This window comes from Rathayibacter sp. VKM Ac-2835, from assembly GCF_013266705.1.
Taxonomy (GTDB): domain Bacteria; phylum Actinomycetota; class Actinomycetes; order Actinomycetales; family Microbacteriaceae; genus Rathayibacter.
Genome location: NZ_JABSNQ010000001.1, coordinates 1,441,377 through 1,454,655, shown reverse-complemented (window position 1 = coordinate 1,454,655; position 13,279 = coordinate 1,441,377). Strand labels below are relative to the sequence as shown.

Sequence of the window (13,279 nt, the reverse complement as noted above, 5' to 3'; positions counted from 1 at the left end):
TTCCGCCTCTGCGGCGGCCGACTCCAGCGACAGGACGTGACCGATGCCCGTGCCTTCTCCCGAATCCTCCCCGCCGTCCCGCCGTGCCGTGATGGGGAGCGCGGCCTGGGGCATCCCGGTCGTCGCCGCGGCGATGGCGGCGCCGTCGGCCTCCGCGTCGCCGGTCTCCTGCCGCAGCACGACGATGTTCACGACCTCTGCGATCGCCAGCAATCCGACCGTGCTCACGGCGGTGTCACCCGCCGGCGTCGTCTCGACGGTCCGGATCACGTCGCACCTCACGCCCGCCACCACGACCGAGACCGAGGGGCAGAGCTTCAATCGCACGCGGGACACCGTCGTGTGGGACGGCTTCGTGCAGCGCACGAGGTCGTACGAGGCGCAGGCTCGCCGAGGCTGGGAGCCCGGCTCGTTCGTCCTGAATCAGCGCCGTGGCGGACCGGTCTCCGAGACTCCGACGCCGGGCCCACCCTCGCAGACGCTCGCGCTGCAGTTCTTCGACGCGAGCGGGCGGTCGTTCGCACCGCTCGACGTCCGGCTCACGATCAGCGACATCACCTCGGCGAGTCCGCCCTCGGGGGCGTGGTTCACGAGTCACTGGGACACCGTCGGCTTCAGCAGTGCGCCCACCTCGATCTCGTCGGAGGGCGGTGATGCCGGGACGGGTGCGGGAACCCTCGCTGATCCGTTCCGCCGAGCGACCGGGGGCGAGCCGTCCGGCGGCACGCCGCGCCTGGACACGTTCGCGTTCGACGTCCTCGCCTCGGGGAGCGTTCTCGTCTGCAGCCAGCACGAGGGCCGACAGGGCTGGCAGTCTCTCGCGCTGAGCGCGCTGAGCTTCCGCTCCACCGACTGCTGACCCGGTCGTCGGCCTCAGAGCCTGGCGAGCTTCGCGCGGGCGATCAGGAAGCCGCCGTACATGACGAGTCCGGCGCCGATGACGGTGAGCGCGATCGTGCCGTAGGGCGGGACGTCGAGGAAGCGCAGGGCGCCGTCGAGCCCGGTCGCCTGCCGGGCGTCGCCGGTGATCGCGGCGACGACGAAGAGGCCGCCGGCGATGCCGAGGGCGATGCCCTTCGAGACGTAGCCCGCCGCACCGAGGATCAGGACGGCGGTGCCGCGCCGACCCGCGGGGATCCGCACGAGCTTCCGGAAGCCGCGGCGCACCCCGATCGCGACGAAGCCGATCCCGCTGCCGAGGACGATCCCGCCGACCAGCGTCAGCACGATCGCTCCGGCCGGGCGGGCCAGCAGGTCGGTGCTGATCGCGCGGATGGTGGCGGACGAGCTCGTCGACCCGCCGAGCGCGAAGACGAGCGTCGTCGCGGCCAGCGCGAGCGCGGCGAAGCCCTTGCCCGATTCGACGATCCGCCGCCCCAGGCGCTTCGCACGGCTCGGGTCGCTCGAGCGGCTCTGGAAGGAGAGCTGCCAGAGCCCGAGCGCGACGAGCGCGACGAGCGCCGCCCAGACCACGACGAGTCCGGCCGGGGTCTCGGCCAGGCGGGCGATCGCGCCGGAGGGATCCGCCTCCTGCGTCGTCTCGTCGCCGAACGCGACCCGGAGCGAGAGGCCGCCGATCAGGAGGTGCACCACGCCGTTGACGGCGAAGCCGAGGCGCGCGAGGCGCCGGAATCGCCGCGTCCGCACCCCCGAGCGCGGCGTCGGCACGCTCACTGTGGACACCGGACCACCCTCTCACGCGTCCACCCCTGTCCCGGGGCGCCCCGGCGGCGGTGGAATGGACACCTGCCCGCGCCGACCCGCGGGACCACGAGGAAGAAGGACCGCCATGACCACCTGGCTCATCACCGGCTGCTCCACCGGACTCGGCCGCGCGCTCGCGACCGCCGTCCTCGCTCACGGCGACCGCGCCGTCGTCACCGCGCGCGACGTCGACTCCGTCCGCGACATCACCGAGGCGCACCCCGACTCGGCGCTCGCCCTCGCGCTGGACGTCACCGACGACGCGCAGGTCGCGGCCGCGGTCGACGCCGCCGAGGAGCGCTTCGGCGGGATCGACGTGCTCGTCAACAACGCGGGCTACGGCTACCGCGCGGCTCTGGAGGAGGGCGAGGAGTCGGCGGTGCAGCAGCTCTTCGACACCCACCTCTTCGGCACCGTGCGCACGATCAAGGCGGTGCTGCCCGGGATGCGCGAGCGCCGCTCCGGCACGATCGTCAACCTGTCCTCGATCGGCGCCCGCATCTCGCCGGAGGGCTCGGGCTATTACGCCGCGGTCAAGGCCGCGATCGAGGCGCTCACCGAGTCGCTGCGGAAGGAGGTCGCGCCGCTGGGCATCCGCGCGTTCTCGGTCGAGCCGGGCGGGTTCCGCACCGACTTCGCCGGCCGCTCACTCACCCAGTCGGAGCGGCCGATCGCCGACTACGCCGACACCGCGGGCAAGCGCCGCAAGGAGCACGACACCGTGCACGGCACGCAGAAGGGCGATCCGGCGAAGGCGGCGGCCGCGCTGATCGAGGCCGTCGAGTCGACCGCGCCGCCGTCGATCCTGCTGCTGGGCAACGACGCGTCGGACGCCTTCCGCGCCGCGCTCGACGCCCTCCGCTCGGACGTCGACGAGTGGGAGGCGCTCAGCCGGAGCACGGACTTCGCCGACGGGGAGTGAGCGGCGGGCGCCGGAGGGCTCGCGAAGCGGCATCGCGCGCCAGGGGAGGGGGCGCGTCCCCCCTCGGGGGTGCGTGCCTCCTATCCTGCCGGGGTCAGCGGGTCCGTCCCCGCGCGCTCCCTGTCGCTCTCCCGAACGGAACCCCCATGTCCCAGCGCCCCTCCACCCCCGCCGGACCCACTCGACGGACCATCGCCGCGAGCGCGGCGTGGAGCATCCCCGTCGTCAGCGCGGCGGTCGCCGCTCCGCTCGCCGCCGCGTCGCCCGCGACGTGCCGCAGCACGACGATGTTCACCCCGTCGAAAGCCGCGAGCACTCCCACGGTCCTCACGGCGGTCTCGCCCACCGGCATCGCGTCGACGGTCCGGATCACCTCCGTCCTCGCGCCCGGCACCACCACCGAGACCGAGGGTCGCAGCTTCGATCTCACGCGCGACGGCACGGTCTGGGCCGCCGTGGGCGGCCCGAGGTCGGCGGAGGAGGTGCTCTTCGCGGAGTTCGAGCCGGGACCGCTCCTGCTGAACCAACGACGTGCCGGTGAGATCACGGAGACGCCGCCGCCGGGTTCCGATGCGCAGACGCTGACGTTCGAGTTCCTCGACTCGGCCGGAAGATCCTTCGACCCGCTCGACGTCCGTCTCGAGATCCAGAACATCACGTCCTACGTGCTCCCGGGGTACCCCTGGGTTCTGAGCAGGTGGACCACCGTCGGCTTCAGTGTCGCGCCCGCCTCGATCTCCTCACGCGGCGGTGACGCGGGAGCCGGGTCGGGAGTGATGGACGACCCGTTCAGGCGCGCCACGTCCTCGGCACCGCCTCCTCAGCGCGATCATCTCGTCGACACGTTCACGTTCGGTGTCTTCCCGTCCGGCAGCACGCTCACCTACGGCCAGCACGAGGGTCACCAGGGCTGGCACGCCAGTGCGCTGAGTGCGCTGAGCTTCGTCTCGCAGAACTGCTGAGCGCCGTCCCCGGGGAGCGGCGGCGACGCCCGAGGGGGAGCGGGGGTGACAGCCGTGGCGCTCCGAGCGGCACTGCGCGCCAGGAGTGAGCGAACGTCGCGTCTGGGTGCTCGTCCGCTCTACGCTGCCGTCATCGCCGGTCCGCCTCCCGCGCGCTCCCTGTCACCTTCGCGAACGGAATCCTCATGTCTCAGCGCTCGTCCGGCTCGACCGGACCCACTCGGCGGTCCCTCACGGCCGGCGCGGTGTGGAGCATCCCCGTCGTCAGCGCGGCGGTCGCCGCTCCGCTCGCCGCGGCGTCGCCCGCGACGTGCCGCAGCACGGTGGTGTTCCCGCCGGCGGAGCCGAGCGTCCGTCCCCCCGTGCTCAGGGCCGTCGCTCCCAGCGGTGCGATCTCGTCGGTGCGGATCGCCTCGGACCTCTCGCCCGGCACCACCTCGCTGACCCAGGGCCAGGACTTCAACCTGGGGTGGGACGGCGGCCGATGGACGTCGAGCGGCGATCCCTCGGCGGTGGCGGAGGTCGTGGTCCGCGATTACCCCGCCGGCTCGCTGATGCTGAACCAGCGTCGGGCGGGACCGATCACGGAGGATCCGGAGCCCGGGTCGGACCGGCAGACGCTGACCTTCACGTTCACCGGCGCGGACGGGCGGATGTTCGATCCGACCGATGTCGAGCTCTCGATCCAGAACATCACCTCGGGCGCGACTCCCCGAAGTCCCTGGCTCACGAACTGGTGGTCCACCGTCGGCTTCAGCGTCGAACCCGGATACATCTCGACGCAGAGCGGTCAGTCGGCGATCGGCCTGGGGACGGTCGACAAGCCCTTCCGGCGCGCCACGCCGCAGGAGCGCCCGGGCCCGGGTGCCGCCTTCGTCGACACCTTCACCTTCCGGTCGTTCCCGTCGGGCAGCACGCTCAGCTTCAGCCAGTACGCCGGTGTGCAGGGGTGGCACGCCATCGCGCTGAGCGGGCTCAGCTTCGTCTCCCGCGACTGCTGAGCACCGCCACAGAAGGAGCGGCGAACCGACGTCCGGCGCCAGAAATGAGGCGCATTCGGATCTCGGGGCGGACGAACCTACGCTGCCGTGTCGGGCAGTCGGTCCTCGCCTGTCCACTCCTCCTCCGGAACGGATCCGCCATGTCCCCTCTCTCGTCCGACCCGACTCGCCCCTCCGGTCCCACCCGTCGCTCCGTCGCCGCGGGCGCGCTGTGGAGCATCCCCGTGATCAGCGCGGCGGTCGGGGCTCCCCTCGCCGCGGCGTCGATGACTCCCGCCCCCGCTCCGCTGCCCTGCACGAGCGTGACGATGTTCAGGCAGTCGAGCGTGTCGTCGAATCCGCTGACCCTCACCGCGACCTCGCCGACCGGGACGACGTCCACGGTCCGGATCACCTCGATCCTGGCGCCCGACACCGCGACCACGCCCACGACCGACAGCAGGAGCTACAACCTGACCCAGGACGGCACGGTGTGGTACGCCGGCGGATCCTCGGACTTCGCCAACGAGGCGCCGTCGCGCATCTTCGAACCCGGGGTGCTCCTCCTGAACCAGCGCCGCGCCGGGCAGGCGTCGTCGTCGGACGTGAGGATCCCGGAGGTGCCGACGCCGGGGCCCGATGCGCAGACGCTGATCTTCGAGTTCTTCGATGCGGCCGGGAAGCCGTTCGACCCGATGGACGTGCAGCTCACCTTCCTCGACATCAGCTCGAGCGCGCACAGCGACACGGCCTACTGGGCCACGACGTGGTGGTCGACCGTCGGCTTCAGCGTCGCGCCCGCGTCGATCTCCTCGCGGGGCGGAGATGCGGGAGTCGGCGCCGGCACGGTCGCCGACCCCTTCCGTCGGGCCACCAGGTTCGAGCCGAATCTCACGCGCGGGCCCCGCTACGACACCTTCTCGTTCCGCTCGTTCCCCTCGGGCAGCTCGCTCGTCTACAGCCAGCACGGCGGCTACCAGGGCTGGCACAGCAGCGCGATCACGGGGCTCGGCTTCGGCTCCCGCGACTGCTGAGCGCTCATTCCGGGGACGCGTCTCGCGCCGGAGAGCCTGACAGGGAACGGGCCCCTCAGACGCCCCAGTTCATGAAGGGCGCACGCAGGCTCGAGACGGTGACCTCGTCCTCGGCGATCGCGCCGACCGTGTTGGTCAGCTCGTAGCCCTCGACGGTGCCGACGGGCGTCGTGTCGAAGAGGAAGGTGCCGAGGGCACCGCCGGTCGCGCTGTCCGGGTGCTCGGCCGCGACGTCGGCGGTGGCGTCGCCCACCGCGACTCCACCCAGCGTGCTGATCGCGACGTCGCCGACCGCGGAGGCGGTCGCCTCGAGCAGGAAGTCCGGCTCCGGGTAGGTGAGCTCCGGCCCGCCGGCGTCGTAGACGTCGGTGTCCCGGAGGACGAAGCCCGGCCAGCTGTAGGCGCGGCTCCGGTAGCCCTCGTAGGGGATGTCGTCCGACTCGGTGGGCTCACTGCCGAACGCCTCGGTCAGCGCTGCGACCACCCCTGTGCCGTCGCGGTACTCCCAGGTGCCCAGCTGGCCGCCCTCGGCGTCGACCAGCGAGAACGAGGTCGGCCCGATCAGCAGGCTCGCGGCGACGGCGGGCGTCGAGGAGGGGGTCGGGCTCGGCGTCGGCGACGCGGTGACCGTGGCCGTCGCCGTCGCCGTCGCCGTCGCCGTCGCCGTCACCGTTGCGGCCGGCTGCGCGACGGGATCGCCGGCGGGAACGCATCCGCTCATTGCGGCGATCACGCCGACGACGAGAGCGGCACGCAGGAGCGTGCGAGACGGGACGAGCATGGCGGTGGACCCCCGGGGACGCGGACGACGGGAGCGCGGATCGTCCCCCTCGCCCATCCTCCGATGCGACGGACCTCGCCGGGCGCGCGATCCGATAACGATCCGCACCGGAGAGCCCGGACTGCCGGGGAGGTCAGGCGCGGAGGGTGTGCGCCGACTTCTCGAGGTCGCCGACGCGACGGGCCGGCTCGTCCGCGGCGTCCTCCTCGAGCCGCTCGAACTCGACACGCTGGATGCGGTTCACCGCGACCACGCTGTACTGCCCGTGGCCGCGGACGACGGGCAGGAACTGCCGCGTCTCGAGATCGTGCGCCAGCCTGTGTCGGTCGCCATGGAACGTGCAGAGGTGCGGCGTCTGCTCGGGGTCGTCGACCAGGTAGAGCACCAGCCGGAGTGCGGGCATCGTTCCCTCTCGCGAGACGTGTGATGGAGCGTGCGCCCAGCGTGACAGGAGCGGTCACGTCGGCGGGCTCGTTCCCAGCTGCTCGCTGCCCCCCTTCTGCGGGCTCGGACGGCGCCCGGCGTCTCAGTCGAGGTCGAGGCTCCCGAAGTGCACAGCGAGGAAGGCGCCCATCGCCGTCGCGCCGAGCACCGCGGAGAGGCGGTCGCCCCTCGTCCCGTGCCGCGGCAGCGTGGCGAGCCCCGCGAGGGCGTTGGCCGCACTCCAGACCGCGTTCGCCAGCGGCGACGACAGCCCGCGCCCTGGCGGCGTGGCGAACGGCGAGGGGAACCTCCGCCCCTGCAGCGCCGCGACGCCGTGCGGCACCGCGTTGATGAGCAGCACCCCGGCGAGGGCGCTCCTGGCGATCCGGCCTGCGCGAACGGTGCTGGTCACGACGACTCCTCCTTCAGACGGGGATCCACGAAGCCTCCCCTGGTCCCCTCCGCGAGATGCCACTTGTGCACGCGACACGCCGAGGGAAGCGTGCACAAGTGGCATCTCGCGGGAGGGAGGGGGCGTCAGGCCGGCGCGTGCACGAGCTCCGAGATGCGGCGCTTGCACTCGTTGAATTCGGGCGCCGTCACATCGCGCTCGCCGGGCAGGTCGACCGTCACGATCTCGCTGATGTGGCCGGGGACGCCGTGGGAGGCGCCGCCCGTCATCACGACGACGCGGTCGGCGAGGTAGACCGCCTCCTCGATCGAGTGCGTCACGAAGAGCACGGTCGTGCCCGTCTCGCGGTGGATCCGCTTGAGCTCGACCTGCAGATCGGAGCGGGTCAGTGCGTCGAGCGCACCGAACGGCTCGTCCATCAGCAGCACCGACGGCTCGTTCGCGAGCACCCGCGCGATGGCGACGCGCTGCTGCATGCCGCCGGACAGCTCGCCCGGGTAGCGGTCGGCGAAGCGGGTGAGCCCCACCGCCTCGATGAAGCGGTCGGTCACCTCCGCCGCGGCCGCCTTCGGCAGCTTCTTGCGCCGCGGGCCGTACGCCACGTTCTCGCGCACGCTCAGCCAGGGGAAGAGCCCGTAGTCCTGGAAGACGACGCCGCGATCCGGGCCGGGCGCCGACACGGCCCGGCCGCCGACCTCGACGACGCCCTCCGTCGCCTCCTCGAATCCGGCGAGGATGCGCAGCAGCGTCGACTTGCCGCAGCCGCTCGCGCCGACCACGGCGACGAACTCGCCCGAGCGGATGTCGAGCGAGACGTCGGCCATGGCGAGCACGCCGCCGCCGGCGGTGTCGTAGCGCTTCACCAGGTCGAGGACGTGGACGTCCGCGGTGCGGGCGGGGGCGGTGGCGGGGGAGAGCGTCATCGGGTCCTCACTTGACGAGCGGCCGACGGCCGAAGAGCACGCGGAACAGGAGCAGGAGCAGCCGGTCGGAGGCGAAGCCCGCGATCGCGATGCAGATCATGCCGACCACGATCAGGTCGGTGCGCACCACGTCGCGCGCCAGGAAGATCGTCGAGCCGAGGCCCGTGCTCACCCCCGTCGTCTCGCTGAGCACCAGCACGACCCAGGCGAGGCCGAGGCCGATGCGCATGCCGTTGACGATCGCGGCGGCGGAGGCGGGCAGCACGACCCGCACGAGCACGCCTCCTCGCGACGTGCCGAGCATCCGCGCCGCCTCGATCAGCCGCGGCGGCACCTGGCGGGCGCCGCTGATCGTGCCGAGCACGATCGGGAAGAACGCCGACAGCGTGATCAGGAAGATCGACGCCTGATCGCCGTAGCCGATCAGCAGCGCCACCAGCGGCACCCAGGCCGTGGCCGGCACCGGTCGGAACAGGTTGATGAACGGATCGAACAGCGAGTTGATCGCGTAGTAGCGGCCCATCAGCACGCCGAGCGGCACCGCGATCACCGTGGCGAGGGCGAAGCCGCCGAAGACGCGGCCGGCGCTCGCCGCCAGGTCGGTCCAGAGCAGTCCGCTGAACGCGTCGTTCCGCAGCCCCGCGACGGCGTAGTCGATCAGCGAGACCAGCACGTCGCCCGGGTAGGGCAGGAACGCCATCCGGATGCCGAACGGCAGCTCCCACTCGCCCGCCCGCCCGAACTGCCAGAGCAGCAGGAACAGGATCGGGACCGGCAGGCCGAGCAGGAAGGTCGTCCAGCCGCTGCGGCCGGGGCGGCGCCGGCGCCGCACCGTCGACAGCCGCTCGGTGGCGGTCGCCGCCTCGGCGGGGCGGGTCGTGGTGGTCATCGGCCGACCGCTCAGGCCGCCGGCGCGAACGTCGTGTCGACGACGTCCTCGATCGCGGGCGCCTCGTCGATGAAGCCGAGCTCCTGCATCTGCGTCGCGAGCGCGCCGAGCTGGCCCTGGTACTCCTCGCTGAGGTCGGAGCGGAGCCAGAAGTTCTCCAGCGCCGACTCCAGCACCTCCTGGTCGCCGCCGAACTCGGCGATCATGTCCGGCAGCCACTCGTCGACGCTGTCGGCCATGTACTCGGTCGTCGCGGCGTGGGTGTCGACGACCTTGTGCACGACCTCCGGCTGCTCCTCGATCATCGCGCCGGTGGTGACCAGGCCGATGTTGACCCGGCCGATCGGCGTCGCGTACGGGTCGGCGATCTCGGTGCCGCCGGCCGCCTCAGCGATCGAGACGCCGATCTCCACGCCGAAGAAGGCGTCGATCGAGCCGCTGGTGAACGCGGACGCCATCTCGGGCACGGGGATCGTGATCAGCTCGAGGTCGTCGTCGGTGAGCTCGGCCTGGTCGAGGTAGTAGCGGAGCGCCACCTCCTGGGCGCTGCCCTGGATGTAGCCGACCTTCTTGCCGGCCAGGTCCTCGACGGAGGAGATGCCCTCGCCGCCGAGGAAGCCCGAGCCGCCGTCCGCGGCGGACGCGACGATCTTCAGGTCCCGGTCCTGCGCGATCGAGGCGATGGTCGGGGTGACGCCCGAGATCGCGAAGTCGATCGTCCCGGCGACCAGGGCGTCGCTGAGCGCGGGCGTGGTGTCGAGGGTGATCACCTCGAACTCGACGCCCTCCTCGGCGAACTGCTCGTAGAGGAACGGCTGGTAGAAGTGCGGCTGGCCGCGCAGGGTGCCGACGGTGACGGTGACGGTGTCGCCGCCCTCTCCTGAGCCGGCGTCGCTCGCTCCGGAGCACGCGACGAGCGAGAGGGAAGCGGCGAGCGCGGCGCCGAGGGCGAGGGCGCGGCGGACGGTGCGGGTGGACGGCCGGGACAGGGGCATGCGGGCTCCATCGGTGAGGGGTGTGCTCCCACTCAACCGCCCCCAGATGCTGTGCGATTTCTGAGGGGTTTCCGATGTGTTAAGTCCCTCGATCCCCTCCGCGAGAGGCCACTTGTGAGCGCGACACGCCGACAGAAGCGTGCACAAGTGGCATCTCGCGGAACGGCCTACGCCGCGAGGAAGCGGTCCGCCGTGCGGAGCGCGAGCGCGACCGTCAGCAGCGCCGGGTTCGCGATCACCGCGCTCGGGAAGACCGAGTTGTCGCAGACGAAGAGGTTCGGCACGTCGAAGCTGCGGCCGTCGCCGTCCACCACCGCGTCGCCCGGGTCGGTGCCCATCCGGCAGGTGCCGAGCGTGTGCGCCGTGCGGGCGATCACCCGGGTGCTGCGCGCGCCCGCCGCCTCGACGATCGCGGTCATCGTCCGGATCGCGTGCCGGTCGATCGCCTCCTCGTTCGAGCCCGGCGAGAAGGTGATCCGCGCCTTCGGCACCCCGTGCTCGTCGAGCTCGTCGGTCAGCACGAGCCGGTTGTCGTCCGAGGGCAGGCACTCCGCGTTGATGCCGACGCCGGCCATGAAGCGGTAGTCGTCGAGGGCCTGCATCAGCGACGGCCCCCACAGCCCGCCGCCGCGGACGAACGACGTCGCCTGGGTGAGCGGCATCGTGCCGAGGCTCTGGATCAGGTACCCGCCGGCGAAGTCCGCGTCGGCCGGGCGCACGGTGTCCTCGGTGATGACGGAGGAGGGGTAGCCGCGGTAGCCGCGCATCTCCTCGTCGAAGGTGCCCCAGACCTGCGTCGCGCCGTGCGCCAGGAAGTTGCGGCCGACCAGCCCGCTGCTGTTCGCGACGCCGGTGTGCAGGAGCAGTCGCGGCGTCTCGACCCCGCCCGCGCAGAGGAAGAGGGCGGAGCAGCGCTGCCGGTGCTCGACCCCGTCGGCGGTGTAGAGGACGGCGCTGACCTTCCCGGCCGCGTCGAGCTCGATGCCGTGCACGAAGGACTCGGCGCGGATCTCCGCCCCGTCGCGCACCGCGAGCGGCAGGTAGGACGTGTCCATGCTGCCTTTGGAGCCGGTGCGGCAGCCCTGGTGGCACTGGCCGCAGTTGCGGCAGGAGGCGCGCTCGCCGTGCGCCTCCTGGTCCCGCCCGGCGCTGAGAACGGCGGCGGGGGCGTCGGTGGCGCGGATCCCGAGGGCCGCGCAGCCGCGCAGCATCATGTCGGCCGAGGCGTTGCGGTCGACCGGCGCCTGCAGGTAGCGGCGCGAGGGGTCCCACGGGTAGTCGGCCGGCCCGGAGACGCCGATGGTCGCCTCGGCGCGCTCCAGGTACGGGACCAGCTCGGCATGCGTGACCGGCCAGTCGCGGCCGAGTCCGGACTCGGTGCGCAGCAGCAGGTCGCGCGGGTCCGGGCGCGGGGTGAACGCGCCCCAGTGCAGCGTGGAGCCGCCGACGCCGCGGCCGCTGTTGTTCGGGCCGAAGGCGGTGGGGGTGCTGCCACCGCTGAGGCGCTCCTCCATCCAGTTGATCTCGGTCGCCGCGGTCTCGTCGGCCGTGAAGGTCAGCGGATCGAAGTGCGGCCCGGCCTCCAGCGCGACGACCCGGAGGCCCCGCGCGGCGAGGGTCGCCAGGATCGGGGCGCCGCCGGCGCCGGTGCCGATCACGACGGCGTCGACGACCTCGTCGGGGGAGTAGCGGCGCATGCCGGTGGTGTTCATCGGGGGTTCCTCGTGCTCGGCTGCAGGGTGGCGGGCTCCCAGGTGTCGTGCTCGCCGGCGGCGAGGGCGGTGAAGCCCAGGAGCGGCAGGACGTCGCCGCCGGTCGCGTAGCCGTCGAAGCCGATGCGGGCGAGGCTCGCGGGGTGCGCGAGCCACTGGCGGACCAGGTCGTTGCGGCAGTCCTCGAACCAGGCCTTCGCCTGCTCGGCGCTGAAGGCACCGAGCTGCTCGGTGCCCAGCGCGTCGAGCCGCGCGTCCTGCTCCTCAGGGGAGAGGCCGTCGAATCCGGCGAGCGCGTCCAGACCGAGGCGGTAGGCCTCGGGATCGGTCGGCAGGTCGGCGTTGCGCCAGCCGTCGCCGCGCCCGGCCGCGAGCTGAGCGTCGACGCGGGCGGCCAGGTCGATCCGGCCCGGGACGGCGCTGTCGCCGCTGTCCTGCGGGACCACCCGGTCCGCGAGTGCGCGCAGCGTCGTCAGCTGCGCGGGGGTGAGCGCCGCGGGCGTGTAGCCCGGGTCGTCGGCGAGCAGGCGCTCGGCGAAGAGCGCGCGGATCCGCGCGGTGGTGCGGCTGGAGCGGATCGTCTCCGCGACGTCGGCGGGCACGGCCGGTCCGGTGCCGGCCGCGTTGCTCCAGAAGGCGCGGATCGCCGCGGCGACCTCGACGGGCCGCTCGATCGGCAGCAGGTGGCCGGCGCCGGGCAGCTCGAGGAGGCGGGCGCGCGGGTAGGTCCGCGCGTTGGTCGCGCGCTGGCCGTCGGCCCCGAGGTCGCCGTCCTCGCCGCCCGCGATCAGCAGCGCGGGCAGGGCGTGGAGCGCCTCGGCGGCGCCCGTGCGGTCCTCGCGGCTGCCGGTCTCCAGCCAGTCGCGCCAGGCGGCGGGGGAGGAGCGGAGCAGGTCGGCGAGCGCCCGCCGATCCTCGGCGGCGGGCAGGGCACCGCCGATGTTCTGCTCGAGGAAGGTGCGCGCGTGCTCCTCGTCGAGGGGGCCGTCGGCGACCCAGCCGAGCATCTCGCTCCGCTTCTCCTCGGGCATCGGCTCGGGCGAGAGCGGCGAGCCGGCCAGCAGCACGACCCCGGCCAGCCCGAAGAGACCGGAGCGCCCGGACAGCGTGCGCGCGGCGACCAGCGAGGCCACCTTGCCGCCCATGCTGTGCCCGGCGAGCAGCCAGCGCGAGGCGCCGTGCTCGCGGATCGCGCGGATCACCGCGGTCGTCATCGCGTCGAGGGAGGTGTCGGCGGCGTCGCGCGCGTCGCCGAAGCCGGGCAGATCGATCGCGATCACGTCCGCCTCGCCGGCGAGCTCGCGGGAGAGCGGTTCGAAGAGGCGGCCGCTGAGGCCGAGCCCGTGCAGGGCGAAGATCGTCGGCCGGCTCGCGGTCGTGGGCATGCAGGTCCTGTCGCATCGGGGGGGAGGCGCCCGAGCGGCTGCGTCCGACCTCCATGCGACCACAGCGCGCAGACGCGCGTTGCCACTTGCGGGAGACCCGCGTTCGTGCCACTGCTCGACGCGACCGGCGCTCGTCTGTATACACGATTGTTGATAT

At 72.9% G+C, this 13,279-nt stretch carries 14 protein-coding genes; 5 read left to right on the top strand and 9 right to left on the bottom strand.

Annotation, left to right across the window (positions count from 1 at the left end; all coding sequences use genetic code 11):
- Window positions 1-49: 49 nt before the first annotated feature.
- Window positions 50-859 carry a hypothetical protein gene (locus HRK28_RS06930; protein ID WP_217274408.1) on the top strand — a complete coding sequence of 270 codons (810 nt, stop codon included), beginning with the start codon at window positions 50-52 and terminating at the stop codon, window positions 857-859.
- Between the two features lie 14 nt (window positions 860-873).
- Here the strand turns inward: HRK28_RS06930 and HRK28_RS20745 are convergent, their stop codons facing one another.
- The gene (locus HRK28_RS20745) at window positions 874-1,683 is read right to left on the bottom strand and encodes a DUF1206 domain-containing protein (RefSeq protein ID WP_173250797.1); all 810 of its coding nucleotides are present in this window, start codon (window positions 1,681-1,683) and stop codon (window positions 874-876) included.
- A 106-nt stretch (window positions 1,684-1,789) separates the two neighbouring features.
- Here HRK28_RS20745 and HRK28_RS06920 point away from each other — a divergent pair, with 106 nt between their 5' ends.
- The 4 genes from HRK28_RS06920 (at window position 1,790) to HRK28_RS06905 (ending at window position 5,602) form a co-directional block, all read left to right on the top strand.
- Window positions 1,790-2,626 (top strand): oxidoreductase, encoded by an 837-nt coding sequence (locus HRK28_RS06920; RefSeq protein WP_173250796.1) that lies wholly within the window; start codon window positions 1,790-1,792, stop codon window positions 2,624-2,626.
- Window positions 2,627-2,772: 146 nt separating this feature from the next.
- Window positions 2,773-3,588 carry a hypothetical protein gene (locus HRK28_RS06915; protein ID WP_173250795.1) on the top strand — a complete coding sequence of 272 codons (816 nt, stop codon included), beginning with the start codon at window positions 2,773-2,775 and terminating at the stop codon, window positions 3,586-3,588.
- Between the two features lie 185 nt (window positions 3,589-3,773).
- Window positions 3,774-4,589 (top strand): hypothetical protein, encoded by an 816-nt coding sequence (locus HRK28_RS06910; RefSeq protein WP_173250794.1) that lies wholly within the window; start codon window positions 3,774-3,776, stop codon window positions 4,587-4,589.
- A 140-nt stretch (window positions 4,590-4,729) separates the two neighbouring features.
- Entirely contained in the window at window positions 4,730-5,602 is an 873-nt protein-coding gene (locus HRK28_RS06905; protein ID WP_160087087.1) for a hypothetical protein, read from the top strand.
- Between the two features lie 55 nt (window positions 5,603-5,657).
- Here the strand turns inward: HRK28_RS06905 and HRK28_RS06900 are convergent, their stop codons facing one another.
- The 8 genes from HRK28_RS06900 to HRK28_RS06865 form a co-directional block, all read right to left on the bottom strand.
- Entirely contained in the window at window positions 5,658-6,383 is a 726-nt protein-coding gene (locus HRK28_RS06900; RefSeq protein WP_173249924.1) for a hypothetical protein, read from the bottom strand.
- 133 nt (window positions 6,384-6,516) lie between these two features.
- The gene (locus HRK28_RS06895; protein WP_160087091.1) at window positions 6,517-6,786 is read right to left on the bottom strand and encodes a hypothetical protein; all 270 of its coding nucleotides are present in this window, start codon (window positions 6,784-6,786) and stop codon (window positions 6,517-6,519) included.
- A gap of 123 nt (window positions 6,787-6,909) precedes the next feature.
- The gene (locus HRK28_RS06890; RefSeq protein WP_208543733.1) at window positions 6,910-7,218 is read right to left on the bottom strand and encodes a hypothetical protein; all 309 of its coding nucleotides are present in this window, start codon (window positions 7,216-7,218) and stop codon (window positions 6,910-6,912) included.
- 125 nt (window positions 7,219-7,343) lie between these two features.
- Window positions 7,344-8,141 carry an ABC transporter ATP-binding protein gene (locus tag HRK28_RS06885; protein WP_160087093.1) on the bottom strand — a complete coding sequence of 266 codons (798 nt, stop codon included), beginning with the start codon at window positions 8,139-8,141 and terminating at the stop codon, window positions 7,344-7,346.
- Between the two features lie 7 nt (window positions 8,142-8,148).
- On the bottom strand, window positions 8,149-9,030 hold the full coding sequence (locus tag HRK28_RS06880) for an ABC transporter permease (RefSeq protein WP_173250793.1): 882 nt from the start codon (window positions 9,028-9,030) through the stop codon (window positions 8,149-8,151).
- An 11-nt stretch (window positions 9,031-9,041) separates the two neighbouring features.
- Entirely contained in the window at window positions 9,042-10,025 is a 984-nt protein-coding gene (locus tag HRK28_RS06875; protein WP_173250792.1) for an ABC transporter substrate-binding protein, read from the bottom strand.
- Between the two features lie 167 nt (window positions 10,026-10,192).
- On the bottom strand, window positions 10,193-11,737 hold the full coding sequence (locus HRK28_RS06870) for a GMC family oxidoreductase (RefSeq protein WP_173250791.1): 1,545 nt from the start codon (window positions 11,735-11,737) through the stop codon (window positions 10,193-10,195).
- Complete coding sequence (locus HRK28_RS06865) at window positions 11,734-13,122, bottom strand: alpha/beta hydrolase (protein WP_173250790.1); 1,389 nt, start codon at window positions 13,120-13,122, stop codon at window positions 11,734-11,736. Before HRK28_RS06865 ends, HRK28_RS06870 begins: the two co-directional genes overlap by 4 nt.
- Window positions 13,123-13,279: the final 157 nt, after the last annotated feature.

Excerpts from the sequence above, each read along its gene's own strand:
- HRK28_RS06910 (WP_173250794.1), top strand. The coding sequence starts at position 3,774 with ATGTCTCAGCGCTCGTCCGGCTCGACCGGACCCACTCGGCGGTCCCTC.
- HRK28_RS06905 (WP_160087087.1), top strand. The coding sequence starts at position 4,730 with ATGTCCCCTCTCTCGTCCGACCCGACTCGCCCCTCCGGTCCCACCCGT.
- HRK28_RS06895 (WP_160087091.1), bottom strand. The coding sequence starts at position 6,786 with ATGCCCGCACTCCGGCTGGTGCTCTACCTGGTCGACGACCCCGAGCAG.
- HRK28_RS06900 (WP_173249924.1), bottom strand. The coding sequence starts at position 6,383 with ATGCTCGTCCCGTCTCGCACGCTCCTGCGTGCCGCTCTCGTCGTCGGC.
- HRK28_RS06880 (WP_173250793.1), bottom strand. The coding sequence starts at position 9,030 with ATGACCACCACGACCCGCCCCGCCGAGGCGGCGACCGCCACCGAGCGG.
- HRK28_RS06885 (WP_160087093.1), bottom strand. The coding sequence starts at position 8,141 with ATGACGCTCTCCCCCGCCACCGCCCCCGCCCGCACCGCGGACGTCCAC.
- HRK28_RS06870 (WP_173250791.1), bottom strand. The coding sequence starts at position 11,737 with ATGAACACCACCGGCATGCGCCGCTACTCCCCCGACGAGGTCGTCGAC.
- HRK28_RS06875 (WP_173250792.1), bottom strand. The coding sequence starts at position 10,025 with ATGCCCCTGTCCCGGCCGTCCACCCGCACCGTCCGCCGCGCCCTCGCC.
- HRK28_RS06865 (WP_173250790.1), bottom strand. The coding sequence starts at position 13,122 with ATGCCCACGACCGCGAGCCGGCCGACGATCTTCGCCCTGCACGGGCTC.
- HRK28_RS06915 (WP_173250795.1), top strand. The coding sequence starts at position 2,773 with ATGTCCCAGCGCCCCTCCACCCCCGCCGGACCCACTCGACGGACCATC.
- HRK28_RS06920 (WP_173250796.1), top strand. The coding sequence starts at position 1,790 with ATGACCACCTGGCTCATCACCGGCTGCTCCACCGGACTCGGCCGCGCG.